Here is a 12,985-nt window from a genome sequence, read left to right as displayed (position 1 = left end):
CAACCGCGCCGACAGGGCGTAAGGGGGAGGGGGTCATGACCACCACTGCTGGTCGACATGCGGAAACGGATTTCCGAACGAGGCTTCAGGACTGGTTGCCGAAGATCGTGCTCGCGCCGTCGGTGGCGTCGGTGATGATCTTTGTCTACGGCTTCATCCTCTACACGTTGTATCTGAGCTTCACGAACTCGAAGATGCTGCCCAGTTACGACTGGGTCGGGCTGGAGAACTACATCAAGCTCTGGAACCTGCCGGTCTGGTACACAGCGCTTGCCAACCTTGCGATCTTCGCTTCGCTCTACATCGTAATCTGCACGGTGATCGGGCTTCTACTTGCGGTCTTCCTCGACCAGAAGATCCGGGGCGAAGGCTTGCTGCGGCCGATCTACCTCTATCCGATGGCCCTCAGCTTCATCGTCACCGGCACGGCGTGGAAGTGGTTCCTCGATCCCGGCATCGGGCTTGAGAAGACCATGCGTCTCTGGGGGTGGGAGAGCTTCTCGTTCACTTGGATCAAGGACAACGACATGGCGATCTATACGATCGTCATCGCTGCGGTCTGGCAGACCTCGGGCTTCGTCATGGCGATGTTCCTCGCGGGGCTGCGCGGCATCGACAACGACATCCTCAAGGCCGCACAGATCGACGGGGCCTCGAACTGGCAGCTGTACCGGCGGATCGTCATTCCGCTCTTGCGGCCCGCTTTCCTGTCGGCCTTCGTGATCCTCAGCCACCTCGCGATCAAGTCCTATGACCTTGTCATCGCGTTGACCGGCGGCGGGCCAGGCACATCTACCCAACTCCCGGCGACCTTCATGTATTCCTACACGTTCACCCGCAAGAGCATGGGCATCGGCGCCGCCTCGGCGGTCATCATGCTGATGACGATCGCAGCGATCATGATCCCCTATCTCTATGCAGAGCTGAAGGAGAAGAAGTGATGTCGGCCGTCACCCAGGACACGGCCGTCCGCACAGGCCGCATCACCCGCACCTTCATCTATGTCGTGCTCCTTGTCTTCGCGCTGTTCTACCTGCTGCCGTTCTTCGTGATGGTGGTGAACTCGGTCAAACCGTTGTCCGAGATCACTGGTGGCAACATGATGGCGTTGCCGCAAGTCTGGACGCTGGAACCATGGCGGCAGGCCTGGTCCACCGCGCAGGTCGGCGTCGAACCGACCGGCCTTCGCCCCTACTTCATGAACTCGGTCATGATGGTTGTGCCTGCCGTCGCGATCTCGACCGTGGTCGGTGCGCTGAACGGCTACGTGCTGACCAAGTGGCGCTTTCGGGGCGACTCGATCCTCTTTGGGCTGATGCTGTTTTCCTGCTTCATCCCGTTCCAGATCGTGCTGATCCCGATGGCGCGGCTTCTCGGCCTGATGGGGCTGGCGGGCTCGGTGCCCGGCCTGATCCTTGTCCATGTCGTCTACGGGATCGGCTTCACCACGCTTTACTTCCGCAACTACTACGCGGCCTTCCCGACCGAGCTCGTGCGCGCCGCGATGATCGACGGGGCCGGCTTCTTCCAAATCTTCTGGCGGATCATGCTGCCGGTCTCTGGGCCGATCATCGTGGTGTCGGTGATCTGGCAGTTCACCAACATCTGGAACGACTTCCTGTTCGGGGTGTCCTTCGGCGGCACCAGCCAGCCGATGACAGCCGCGCTGAACAACCTCGTCAACTCTTCGACCGGGGTGAAGGAATACAACGTCCACTTCGCCGGCGCGATCCTCGCCGCCCTGCCGACGCTGATCGTCTACATCGTCGCCGGCCGCTACTTCGTCCGCGGCCTCATGGCCGGCTCCGTGAAAGGATAGACCATGGGTTTTCTAGATATCCGCAACGTGACCAAATCCTATGGTGCCGTCGAGGTCCTCCACCGGGTCGACATCGCGGTGGAAGAAGGGGAATTCCTGGTCCTCGTCGGCCCGTCGGGCTGCGGCAAGTCCACGCTGCTGAACATGATCGCGGGGCTCGAGGGGATCACCAGCGGCGACATCGCCATCAAAGGGCGGGTCATCAACAACGTCCATCCCTCCAAGCGCAACATCGCGATGGTGTTCCAGAGCTACGCGCTTTACCCCAACATGACCGTCGGGCAGAACATGACCTTCGGCCTCGAGATGCATGGCGTCCCGAAGCTCGAGCGTGAAAAGGCGCTGGCGGAAGTGTCGAAGCTTCTGCAGATCGACCACCTGCTCGATCGCAAGCCGGGGCAGCTGTCGGGCGGCCAGCGCCAGCGGGTCGCGATGGGGCGAGCGCTGGTGCGCGACCCGGACGTCTTCCTGTTCGACGAGCCGCTGTCGAACCTCGACGCCAAGCTGCGCGTCGACATGCGGACCGAGATCAAGAAGCTGCATCAGAAGCTCAAGACCACGATCGTCTACGTCACCCATGACCAGATCGAGGCGATGACGCTGTCCACCCGGATCGCGGTGATGAACAAGGGCTATGTCCAGCAGCTTGGCACCCCGAAGGAGATTTACGACACGCCGTCGAACCTGTTTGTCGCGACCTTCATGGGCTCGCCCGCGATGAACATCATCCCCGCCAAGGTGGCGATGGTGAACGGTGTGCCGCATGCCGAGGTCATGGACGCCGATGGCAAGCCGTGCCACCTGCGCTTCGACCAGGCGAACCTGGCCGACTGGGCGGGCAAGGAGATCCTGCTTGGCATCCGCCCCGAGGTCATCACCGACCCCGAAGGCGCCGACCGCGCGTCGCGCAACATCCAGTCGCTGCGGAACCGCGTGACCGTGACCGAACCTGCGGGCTCGGACACCTTCGTGACCATGACCCTCTCAGGGAAAGATGCCATCGCCCGGATGCGCGCCGACGCGACCGTGGCTCCGGGACAGGTCTTCGACTTTGCCGTGAACATGGAAAAGGCCGTGGCCTTCGATCCAAAGACAGAAGAGCGGATCCGCCCCTGATGGATGCCGACGTCTTGATCATTGGCTCCGGCATGGGGGGCGCGTCGCTTGCTGCCGCACTTGCCCCCTCGGGTCGGCGCATCTTGATCCTTGAGCGTGGAGAGCGGCTGCAGGACAGCCCCGAGGCGCGGGATCCGGCGGCGATCTTCGGCCGTGGGCATTTCAAGCCCAAGGAGACATGGCGCGACATCTCCGGTGAGCCGCTGAACCCCGGCAACTATGCCTTCGTAGGGGGCAACACCAAGTTCTACGGCGCGGTCCTGTTGCGGTACCGCGCCGAAGATTTCCGGTCGCTGCGCCATCTGGAGGGCACGACCCCCGGATGGCCGATTTCCTACGATGATCTCGAGCCCTGGTATGGCCGCGCCGAGGCGCTCTACCGTGTGCGGGGCGACGCCAAGGCGGACCCGTTCGAACCACATCACTCGACCTCCTACCCGTTTCCACCGGTTCCCGACGAACCCGACATCGCTTCCCTGCGCGCCGCGTTTGCTGCACAGGGCCTGCACCCGGCGCCACTCCCGCTTGGCGTCGATCTCGACCGCTGGCTGGCCCGGGCACCCACGACATGGGACGCATTCCCGGACACGACTGGGGCGAAGTCGGATGCTGAATCCTGCGGGCTGGCGGAAGCTCTGAAGTATCCCAACGTCACATTGCTGACAGGGGCGAGGGGCACTCGAATCCTGGCCGAAGGGCGCCGCGTGACCGGCGTCGAAGTTGAAGACCGGACCGGACGCCAGACGCTCACGGCGGCAGTCGTCTGCCTCTGCGCCGGGGCAATCCTGTCGTCGGCCTTGCTGCTGGCCTCGGCCGGCGCGGACCATCCGAACGGGCTGGCGAACCGCTCCGACCACGTCGGGCGAAACTTCATGAACCACAATCTGACCGGGATGGTCGCCTACAATCCGCTGCGCCGGAACCGGTCGGTCTATGAGAAGACCATTCAGGTCAACGATTTCTACCTGACCGGCGGTCCGAACGGGGAACCGCTTGGAAACATCCAGATGCTCGGTCGCATCACCGGGCCGATCCTGGCGGGCGAGGCAGGGCTGCCGCTTTGGCTCGCGACCCATGTCGCCGATCGCTCGATCCATATCATGGCGATGTCGGAGGACCTGCCCGACCCGGAGTCCCGCGTCCTATGGAAGAACGGCGAGGTCGTGCTAGACTGGCGGCGCACCAACACCAAGGCGCATGACCTGCTGGTGAAGCGCCTCTCGCAGGCGATGCGCCGCGCCGGATGGCCGATCGTCCTGTCGCGCGGTTTCCCCAAGTCGAAGCCTTCGCATCAATGCGGCACAGCGCGGATGGGGGGCGATCCTTCGGCTTCGGTCGTGGACGCGAACCTCAAGGCCCATGACCTCGACAACCTCTATATCGCCGACGCCTCGGTTCTTCCCACCTCGGCAGCGGTTAACCCATCGTTGACAGTTGCCGCGCTCGCGCTGCGCGCCGGTGACCATATCCTGAAGACGGAATTCGCGGTATGACCCCGCTCGCAGTCGTCACCGGCGGACAGCAGGGCATCGGCCTTGGTATCGCAAGGGCGCTGGCAGCGCAGGGTTTCCGCCTTGCCATCGTCTCGTTGCCCGAACTGGGTCACCCGACGGTACAGGCGGCGCTGGAGGAGTTGGGGCCAGAAACGCGCTACTACCGCCACGACCTGTCGGAAATCGGCGCACTCCCCGCTCTGGTCGGCCGGATCGAAGCCGAGCAGGGGCCGATCACGGCGCTGGTCCAGAACGCGGGTGTCGCGGCGAAGGTGCGCGGCGACATGCTCGAGATCACGCCAGAGAACTTCGATTTCGTCATGGACATCAATCTGCGGGGTGCCTTCTTCCTCGCGCAGGCGGTGGCCAAGCGGATGCTGTCGCAAGCCGCGGACCATTACCGCTCGATCATGTTCGTCACCTCGGTTTCGGCCAACATGGCCTCCGTCGAGCGGGCGGACTACTGCATCTCCAAGGCCGGCGCAGCAATGGCGGCGCAGGCTCTGGCGCTGCGTCTCGCGCCCCACGGGATCGGAGTCTTTGAACTGCGTCCCGGCATCATCGCCACCGAGATGACGGCCGGAGTGGCTGACAAATACACCGCGCGGATCGAGGGCGGACTGGTGCCTGCCGCAAGATGGGGACAGCCCGCCGATATCGGGTCGGTCGCGGCCAGCATCGCTCACGGCGATCTGGCCTTTGCGACCGGTGCGGTGATCCCGGTCGATGGCGGCCTGTCGATCGCGCGGCTTTGAAGGAATGGACGGAGAGATGGCACAGGGCTACGACTTCATCATCATCGGCGGCGGCTCAGCGGGCTGCGTTCTGGCTGCGCGCCTGTCCGAGAACCCGGCTGCGCGCGTGCTGCTGCTGGAGGCCGGCGGGCGCGACCGCCATCCCTTCTACCACCTGCCGGCGGGCTTTGCGAAGATGACCAAGGGCATCGGCTCCTGGGGGTGGCACACGGTTCCCCAGAAACACATGAACGGGATGGTGATCCGCTATACCCAGGCCAAGGTGATCGGCGGCGGGTCGTCGATCAATGCGCAGATCTACACGCGAGGCAATGCGCTCGACTACGACGAATGGCGGCAGAGGGGCTGCGCCGGCTGGGGCTACGAAGATGTGCTGCCCTATTTCCGCAAGGCAGAAGACAACGACAGCTACGACAACCGCTATCACGGCAAGGGCGGGCCGCTTGGTGTGTCGAAACCCGCGGCGCCCTTGCCGATCTGCGAGGCGTACTTCACCGCAGCCGGGCAGCTTGGCATCCCGTTCAATCAGGACATGGCCGGCGAGGTGCAGGACGGCGTGGGCTACTACCAGCTGACACAGCGCCATGTTCGCCGCTCCTCGGCCTCGATCGCCTACCTGGACCCGATCCGGGGCAAGCGCCCGAACCTGACCATCCGCACCGGCGCGCAGGTGCTGCGGATTGTGATGGAGAATGGCCGGGCCGTCGGCGTGGACCTGGCCGGCGAGGGGATCGTCCGGGCCGAGACCGAAGTGATCCTGTCGTCCGGCGCGATCGGTTCGCCGCGCCTTCTGCAACTCTCGGGGATCGGTCCGGCGGATGAATTGCGCGCCCTCGGGTTGCCGGTGGTGCTCGACCGCCCTGAAGTCGGCTCTGACTTGCAGGACCATCTCGATCTGTTCGTGATCGCCGAATGCACTGGGCCCCACACCTATGACCGTTACGCCAAGCCGCACTGGTCGGCAGTCGCGGGCCTGCAATACCTTCTGACAAAGACTGGCCCTGTTGCCTCGTCGCTCTTCGAGACGGGTGGCTTCTGGTATGCCGACCCGAATGCCCGCAGCCCGGACATCCAGTTCCATCTCGGCCTCGGCTCGGGGATCGAGGCGGGCGTCGCGGCGATGCCGCAAGGTGGCGTTACGCTGAACTCGGCCTACCTTCGCCCGCGGTCCCGGGGGACCGTGCGCCTTGCCTCCGTCGATCCTCTGGCCGCGCCGCTGATCGACCCGAATTACTGGGCGGATCCCTACGACCGTGAGATGTCGATCCGTGGACTCAAGCTTGCCCAAGAGATCATGCGACAGGACGCGTTGAAGCCCTTCGTCAAGGCCGAGCGTCTGCCGGGGCCCGATGTGCGGACGGACGAAGATTACTTCAACTACGCCTGCAACCATTCCAAGACCGACCACCATCCGGCAGGCACCTGCCGCATGGGCATCGACGCAGGCGCGGTCGTGGACCCCGAGCTGCGCTTCAACGGGATCGAGCGGCTGAGAGTGATCGACAACTCGATCATGCCGACGCTCGTTTCCTCGAACACCAATGCCACCGCGATCATGATCGGCGAAAAAGGCGCCGATCTGGTGCGCGCGTCCTACCGGATGTAGTTCCATGATCCGCCACATCGTCCTGATCCGTTTCCGTCCCGATCTCAGCGAAGGCGCCATTGCGACGCTCTTCATGGCTTTGCCCAAGCTTGCCGCGCGGCTGCCGGGAGTGCGCGGCTTTGCGGCCGGGAGAAGCGAAAGCCCCGAGCAGATCGAGCGTGGCTACCTGCACGGCTTCACCATCGACTTCGACGACTGGCAGGCGCTTGCCACCTACCAGGCCGATCCCGAGCACAAGGCTTTCGGTGCCGCGCTTGTCGCCCATGCGGCGGGCGGACTCGACGGCATCCTTGTCTTTGACCTCCCGTTCTAAGGGCCCGACATGATTACGCTTCCTACTCAAGACGGCCGACTTGAACCCTATCGCCTGAGCGGAACACCATTGACCCCTCGGGCGCCGCGGGTGCCCCTGACCCGAACCGCCTTCGCCGCGGCCCATGTCATCAGCGACCCGCTCCGCGAGCGGAACCCCTGGGACACGCGACCTGCGGTCGACTGGGATGCGACGCTAGGCTTCCGGCAAGGCCTTTGGGATCAGGGCCTGGGCTTGGCCGAGGCGATGGACACCGCGCAGCGCGGCATGGGCGTTGACTGGCTGACCGCAAAGGAATTGATCGAGCGGACAATGCGTGCGGCCAAGGCGCATCCGATGAAACCCCGCGTCGCCTGCGGGGCGGGAACGGACCATGTCGCGCTGTCCGAACTCACCAGCGCCGATGCCATCGCGGCCGCCTACGAGACGCAGGCCGCCGCGATCGAGGCCGCGGGCGGGCAACTGATCCTGATGGCGAGCCGCGCATTTCCCGCCATCGGGGCTGGTCCTGACACCTATCGCCGCGTTTATCGCCGCCTGATCGACGGGGCAAAGGACCCGGTCATCCTGCACTGGTTGGGCGACATGTTCGATCCGGTCCTGACCGGCTACTGGGGCACCACGGATGTGGCGGCGGCAAGCGATTTCGTTCTGAACCTCATCGCCGAGAACCCGGCCAAGGTTGACGGTATCAAGATTTCCCTGCTGGACGAAGCGCATGAGGTCGCCTTCCGGGCCAGGTTGCCGAATGGCGTTCGGCTCTACACCGGCGACGACTTCAACTATGCACCCCTGATCGACGGCGACGGGACGCATTACTCTCATGCGCTCCTTGGCATCTTCGCCGCGATTGCGCCCGCCGCCTCGCAAGCGCTCGAGGCGCTGGCCCTAGGCGATCGCGTCGTGTTCCATCAGCTTCTTGCGCCCACGGTGCCCCTGTCGCGCGAGATCTTCCGGGCGCCGACGCGGTTCTACAAAGCCGGGATCGCCTTTCTCAGCTGGCTGAACGGATCGCAGCGGCACTTCATCATGCCCGCCGGGTTCCAGTCGAGTCGGGACATTGTGCATTACGCGCAGGTTTTCCGACTTGCAGACGAAGCAGGCTTGCTGTCCAAGCCGGACTTGGCTGTCTCGCGGATGAAGGTTCTCCTGGCGCTTCACGGAATCGACTGACACTGCCGCAGGTGGGGTGGGCATGGATCGAAGACCGACAATCATCGATGTCGCCCGCAAGGCGGGGGTCTCGAAATCGACTGTCAGCCTCGTCCTGCAGAACAGCACGCTGGTGAAGGAGGAAACCCGTGCCGAAATCCGAAAGGTCATGGCCGAGATCGGTTATGTCTATAACCGCGTCGCGGCCAACATGCGTTCGTCCAATGCGGGACTCATCGGTCTGGTGATCAACGACCTGCGCAACCCGTTCTTCACCGAATTCGCGACATCGGTGCAGATGACGCTCTCGGCGCGGGGCTATGCCACGGTGCTGGCCAACACCAACGAGGATCCGGATCTCCAGGCACAGGTAGTCTCCGCGATGATCGAGCATGGCGTGACGGCGTTGATGATCTCGCCGACCTACGGCAACGAGGCCGCCAGCTTCGATCCGATCGCCCGGGCCGGCATCCCCACTTTGCAGGTCCTCCGCAAAGTGGTTTCGGACGGGCGGCAGTTTCCCTTCGCCGCCCCGGATTACGAAGAGGGCGGCCGTCTTGCCGCCGAGCATCTGCTTTCGCTCGGTGCGCATCAGATTGCCTTCATCGGCGGCTTCCAGGGCCGCGACGTCACGAAGAAGCGGATGAAGGGTTACCTGTCGGTATTAGGGCATGCCGGCATCGAGCCCCTCATCCTTCCGGGACGGCCGACGCGCGCCTTCGGACGCGAGATCGCCCGAAGCCTTGCGCAGGATTACCCGGATGTGGGCGCGGTCATCTGCTTCAGCGACCTTGTCGCGCTTGGCGTACTGTCCGGCTGCGCCGAGATCGGGCGGCGTCTCGGGATAGAACTCAAGGTCGTCGGATTTGACGACATCGAGGATTGTGCGCAGGTCTGGCCCAGCCTGACGTCGGTACGGTGCGACATTGCCGGATTTGGCCGGCGGATGGCCGAGATCCTGCTCGAATGGGTGGAACTCGGGCGGGCACCACCCGAAGAAACGACGACGCCGGTCGAACTGATCGTCCGGGCATCCACAAGTCCCAAGGCGATTGCATGAAGAAAGAACCGTTGACCCTGCTGCGCACCCTGTTTGACCGGGCTGTCGAAGTGGCCGACCCGATGCGCTCGATCGGGGCCTTCCTGCCGGAAAAGCCCGAGGGGCGTGTCATCGTGGTCGGCGCAGGAAAGGCAAGTGCGCGAATGGCCGAGGCGGTCGAGGCCGCCTGGGGCCCTTGCGAAGGGCTGGTCATTACGAGGTATGGGTATGGACGCCCATGCAAGGGCATCGAGATCATTGAGGCCGCACATCCCGTACCCGATGCTGCCGGCGTGGCTGCAACCGGCCGGATGATGACGCTTCTCTCCGGACTGCAACCAGAAGACTTCGTTCTGGCGCTCATCTCCGGAGGGGCGTCGGCCTTGCTCTGTACGCCAGCCGAGGGCGTTACGCTGGCCGAAAAGCAGGCGGTGAACGCGGCTCTTCTGGCCTCGGGTGCCCCGATCGACAAGATGAACACGGTCCGAAAGCACCTCAGCCGGGTGAAGGGAGGACAGCTTGGCGCTTTTTCCGCGCCTGCAAGGATGCTGGCGCTGATGATCTCGGACGTGCCGGGCGACGACATGGCGTTCATCGGGTCTGGTCCGACGGTCGGCGATGCTTCAACCGTGGAAGACGCGCGCACCATCCTTAGCGAGTGGCGGATCGATGTTCCCGACTCGGTCAGAATGGCCCTCAGCCGGCCCTCGGGGGTGGTTCCACCGGGGGATCCGCGTCTATCCCAAGTGGTGAACCGCATCTTTGCGGCGCCGCGCCAGTCGCTTGAGGCGGCGGCGGACCTGGGGCGCAGCCAGGGCTGCGAGGTCCGTATGCTTGGCGACGATCTGGAGGGCGAGGCGCGAGATGTCGCCGCCGCTCAGGCGGCACTTGCCCTTGCAGAGCAGGTGAAGCGTGGGGCTGGAGCGCCCCCTTTGCTGCTTCTTTCCGGCGGAGAACTGACCGTGACCCGCCGGGGCGACGGGATCGGTGGCCCCAATGCAGAGTTCTGTCTGGCGCTCGCGCTGGCGCTCGACGGTGCGGCAGGTATTCACGCGATCGCCTGTGACACCGATGGTGTCGACGGCGCAGCCGAAGTCGCGGGGGCGGTCGTCCATCCCGGCACGTTGGGAGCGGCGAAACAGGCTGGCGTTGATCCAGCGCAGGCGCTGGCCCGGAACGATGCGCATCGGTTCTTTGCCGCGATCGGCGATCAGGTCGTCACCGGTCCGACCCTGACCAATGTGAATGACTTCCGTGCGATCCTGATCGGCTGACTGAGCAGCGGCGAACACGCCGATACGTGTGTAGATCTCTGGCTCCGTCGGGCCGGCGGCCGCTGTCTCTTCCTGCGTTTCGGACGGACCGCCCGCAGGGACCACGGTCAGCACCATGATGCAGGTGGCTGGCGCTGGTGCGATTCATTCAATAAATGACATAAAGAGTCAGCAATTGATGGCAGGCCGAACGCCATGTCCCGAAACGAAACACCGGACGCCCAACCTCTTTCGCTGCTTGGCGTCAGTCGATCCTACGGGCCAGTCGCCGCCCTCGACGGCATTTCGCTTCAGGTCGGGATGGGAGAGGTCGTTTGCCTGCTCGGGCCATCGGGCTGCGGAAAGTCGACATTGCTGCGGGTGATCGGCGGTGTCGAACGTGCGGATGGCGGCACGATGGAATTGGGCGGTCGACCGATCTTCGGACCGCATCTGTTTGTGGAGCCGGAAGACCGCAGCATCGGCTTCATGTTTCAAGACTATGCACTTTTTCCGCATCTGACCGTCGCACAGAACGTGGCCTTTGGACTTCGGGGCAGCGGAAAGGCTGCGATTGCATCGCGGTCGACCGAAGTGCTGGAGGTGGCCGGAGTTGCACATCTGTCCGAGCGTTATCCCCACATGCTGTCCGGCGGAGAGCAACAGCGCGTCGCCTTGGCGCGGGCTCTGGCGCCGCGTCCTGCGATCCTGCTGATGGATGAACCCTTCTCCAATCTCGATCAGGGTCTGCGGGACACGGTTCGAGCCGAAACGCTCCGGCTGCTGCGCAGCCTTGGCACGACGACAATCATCGTCACTCATGACCCACAGGAGGCACTTGCAGCCGGTGACCGCCTGGTATTGTTGCGCGACGGTCGTGTTGTCGCGGACGGACCGCCGCGACACCTCTACCAAAATCCACCGCATCTTTATGCCGCCAGGTTCTTGGGCCCGGGCAACGAACTGAGCGGAAGGGTCTTGGCGGGGGCTGTCGAAACGCCGCTTGGCCGGTTCGCGGCACCGACCCTTGGCGAGGGCAAAGGCGCCAGGGCCTTCTTTCGTCCGCAGGCGCTGAGCATCTGTTCGGTCGAAAGCGGAGCTGAAGCGCAGGTCGTCGATCGCGCATTCCAGGGTGAGTCGGAACGGCTGTCCCTGAGGCTGATCGGCTGTCCGGACCTCATGACCGTGGATGTAGCACCGGACGCGGCACCAAACGTTGGAAGTCATGTCGGCCTTCGCGTCGATCCCAGTTCTGTTCGCGTCTTCGCAGATGATGATCCAACTAAATTCTGACTCTTTTGATTGGCATTAACTTGACAAAAACTGTCAGGCATGGCTTCTGCCCTCAGACCTCTCGGATTTCTCTCGAGAGCGAACGAGACAAAGAACAGGAGCCCGCCATGATCGAAGACCGACTGATGTTGTCAGCCTGCCTCGGGGGGGCGATGCTTCTTGCCAGTGCGACAGTGTCGCTGGCCGCGGAACTCAACATCTATACCTCCCGCGAGCCGGGGCTGGTGCAACCGCTGCTCGACGCCTTCTCGGCGCAAAGTGGCGTGAAGGTGAACACGGTTTTCCTGAAGGACGGCTTGGCAGAGCGCGTCGCGGCTGAGGGTGCAAGTTCGCCCGCCGACATTCTCATGGCAGTGGATGCCGGTAACCTGGCGGATCTTGCCGAGCGTGGCTTGACGCAACCGATCGAGTCCGAGGCGGTTCTTGCCGCAGTTCCGGTCGAGCTTCGCGATCCCGCGAACCAGTGGGTAGCCCTGTCGATGCGCGCGCGCGTTGTCTATGCGGCCAAGGATCTGGATCTGAGCGCGATCACCTACGAGGAGCTGGCCGATCCGAAATGGCAGGGCAAGATCTGCATCCGCCCCGGCCAGCACCCCTATAACACCGGGCTGTTTGCAGCCTACCTCGCGCATCATGGAACCGAGGCCACCGAGGCCTGGCTCTCTGGCCTGAAGGGCAATCTGGCACGCAAGCCAGGTGGCGGCGACCGCGATGGCGCAAAGGATATTCTGGGCGGGATCTGCGACCTAGCCGTGGCCAACTCATATTACGTCGGCCTGATGCAGACCAACGAGAAAGAGCCCGAGCAAAAGCAATGGGCGGAAGCGATCAAGGTGCTGCTGCCGACGTTTGAGGGAGGTGGCACCCACGTGAACATCTCTGGCGCGGCCATTGCGAAGAACGCGCCGAACAAGACCGAAGCGCTGCAACTGCTGGAGTTCCTGGTTTCAGACGAGGCGCAGCGCATCTACGCGGAGGCGAACTTCGAGTACCCGGTGAAGCCCGGCATAGCACCCGCACCGGCAATTGCCTCCTTCGGCACGCTCAAGGTCGATCCCTTGCCCCTGACCGAGGTGGTGAAGGACCGGAAGGAAGCGAGCCTGCTCGCCGAGAAGGTCGGTTTCGACAACTGAAGTAGGAAAGGCA

At 63.9% G+C, this 12,985-nt stretch carries 12 protein-coding genes; all 12 read left to right on the top strand.

Going from position 1 to position 12,985, the window contains the following annotated elements; all coding sequences use genetic code 11:
- Positions 1–35 precede the first annotated feature (35 nt).
- Positions 36–941, top strand: a complete 906-nt coding sequence (locus L0V05_RS10630) for a carbohydrate ABC transporter permease (RefSeq protein WP_234870240.1) — start codon at positions 36–38, stop codon at positions 939–941.
- Entirely contained in the window at positions 941–1,819 is an 879-nt protein-coding gene (locus tag L0V05_RS10625; protein WP_234870238.1) for a carbohydrate ABC transporter permease, read from the top strand. The genes L0V05_RS10630 and L0V05_RS10625 overlap by 1 nt, the downstream gene beginning before the upstream one ends.
- Positions 1,820–1,822: 3 nt before the next feature.
- On the top strand, positions 1,823–2,935 hold the full coding sequence (locus L0V05_RS10620; RefSeq protein ID WP_234870236.1) for an ABC transporter ATP-binding protein: 1,113 nt from the start codon (positions 1,823–1,825) through the stop codon (positions 2,933–2,935).
- Entirely contained in the window at positions 2,935–4,428 is a 1,494-nt protein-coding gene (locus L0V05_RS10615) for an FAD-dependent oxidoreductase (protein ID WP_234870234.1), read from the top strand. Before L0V05_RS10620 ends, L0V05_RS10615 begins: the two co-directional genes overlap by 1 nt.
- On the top strand, positions 4,425–5,183 hold the full coding sequence (locus L0V05_RS10610) for a 3-ketoacyl-ACP reductase (protein WP_234870232.1): 759 nt from the start codon (positions 4,425–4,427) through the stop codon (positions 5,181–5,183). The genes L0V05_RS10615 and L0V05_RS10610 overlap by 4 nt, the downstream gene beginning before the upstream one ends.
- Positions 5,184–5,199: 16 nt before the next feature.
- Positions 5,200–6,789 (top strand): GMC family oxidoreductase, encoded by a 1,590-nt coding sequence (locus L0V05_RS10605; RefSeq protein ID WP_234870230.1) that lies wholly within the window; start codon positions 5,200–5,202, stop codon positions 6,787–6,789.
- Between the two features lie 4 nt (positions 6,790–6,793).
- Positions 6,794–7,102 carry a Dabb family protein gene (locus tag L0V05_RS10600; RefSeq protein WP_234870228.1) on the top strand — a complete coding sequence of 103 codons (309 nt, stop codon included), beginning with the start codon at positions 6,794–6,796 and terminating at the stop codon, positions 7,100–7,102.
- A 9-nt stretch (positions 7,103–7,111) separates the two neighbouring features.
- Positions 7,112–8,275 (top strand): dihydrodipicolinate synthase family protein, encoded by a 1,164-nt coding sequence (locus L0V05_RS10595; protein WP_234870226.1) that lies wholly within the window; start codon positions 7,112–7,114, stop codon positions 8,273–8,275.
- 22 nt (positions 8,276–8,297) lie between these two features.
- Positions 8,298–9,314, top strand: a complete 1,017-nt coding sequence (locus L0V05_RS10590) for a LacI family DNA-binding transcriptional regulator (protein ID WP_234870224.1) — start codon at positions 8,298–8,300, stop codon at positions 9,312–9,314.
- Positions 9,311–10,567, top strand: a complete 1,257-nt coding sequence (locus L0V05_RS10585) for a glycerate kinase type-2 family protein (RefSeq protein ID WP_234870222.1) — start codon at positions 9,311–9,313, stop codon at positions 10,565–10,567. Before L0V05_RS10590 ends, L0V05_RS10585 begins: the two co-directional genes overlap by 4 nt.
- A gap of 195 nt (positions 10,568–10,762) precedes the next feature.
- On the top strand, positions 10,763–11,839 hold the full coding sequence (locus L0V05_RS10580; protein ID WP_234870220.1) for an ABC transporter ATP-binding protein: 1,077 nt from the start codon (positions 10,763–10,765) through the stop codon (positions 11,837–11,839).
- Positions 11,840–11,946: 107 nt separating this feature from the next.
- Positions 11,947–12,972 carry a Fe(3+) ABC transporter substrate-binding protein gene (locus L0V05_RS10575; RefSeq protein ID WP_234870218.1) on the top strand — a complete coding sequence of 342 codons (1,026 nt, stop codon included), beginning with the start codon at positions 11,947–11,949 and terminating at the stop codon, positions 12,970–12,972.
- Positions 12,973–12,985 lie beyond the last annotated feature (13 nt).

The organism is Alitabrizicola rongguiensis (assembly GCF_021491355.1).
GTDB classification, from domain to species: Bacteria; Pseudomonadota; Alphaproteobacteria; order Rhodobacterales; family Rhodobacteraceae; genus Aliitabrizicola; species Aliitabrizicola rongguiensis.
Note: the sequence above shows the minus strand (reverse complement) of the source record. Positions and strands in the feature narration are given on the sequence as shown.

Excerpts from the sequence above, each read along its gene's own strand:
- L0V05_RS10630 (WP_234870240.1), top strand. The coding sequence starts at position 36 with ATGACCACCACTGCTGGTCGACATGCGGAAACGGATTTCCGAACGAGG.
- L0V05_RS10625 (WP_234870238.1), top strand. The coding sequence starts at position 941 with ATGTCGGCCGTCACCCAGGACACGGCCGTCCGCACAGGCCGCATCACC.
- L0V05_RS10620 (WP_234870236.1), top strand. The coding sequence starts at position 1,823 with ATGGGTTTTCTAGATATCCGCAACGTGACCAAATCCTATGGTGCCGTC.
- L0V05_RS10615 (WP_234870234.1), top strand. The coding sequence starts at position 2,935 with ATGGATGCCGACGTCTTGATCATTGGCTCCGGCATGGGGGGCGCGTCG.
- L0V05_RS10610 (WP_234870232.1), top strand. The coding sequence starts at position 4,425 with ATGACCCCGCTCGCAGTCGTCACCGGCGGACAGCAGGGCATCGGCCTT.
- L0V05_RS10605 (WP_234870230.1), top strand. The coding sequence starts at position 5,200 with ATGGCACAGGGCTACGACTTCATCATCATCGGCGGCGGCTCAGCGGGC.
- L0V05_RS10600 (WP_234870228.1), top strand. The coding sequence starts at position 6,794 with ATGATCCGCCACATCGTCCTGATCCGTTTCCGTCCCGATCTCAGCGAA.
- L0V05_RS10595 (WP_234870226.1), top strand. The coding sequence starts at position 7,112 with ATGATTACGCTTCCTACTCAAGACGGCCGACTTGAACCCTATCGCCTG.
- L0V05_RS10590 (WP_234870224.1), top strand. The coding sequence starts at position 8,298 with ATGGATCGAAGACCGACAATCATCGATGTCGCCCGCAAGGCGGGGGTC.
- L0V05_RS10585 (WP_234870222.1), top strand. The coding sequence starts at position 9,311 with ATGAAGAAAGAACCGTTGACCCTGCTGCGCACCCTGTTTGACCGGGCT.
- L0V05_RS10580 (WP_234870220.1), top strand. The coding sequence starts at position 10,763 with ATGTCCCGAAACGAAACACCGGACGCCCAACCTCTTTCGCTGCTTGGC.
- L0V05_RS10575 (WP_234870218.1), top strand. The coding sequence starts at position 11,947 with ATGATCGAAGACCGACTGATGTTGTCAGCCTGCCTCGGGGGGGCGATG.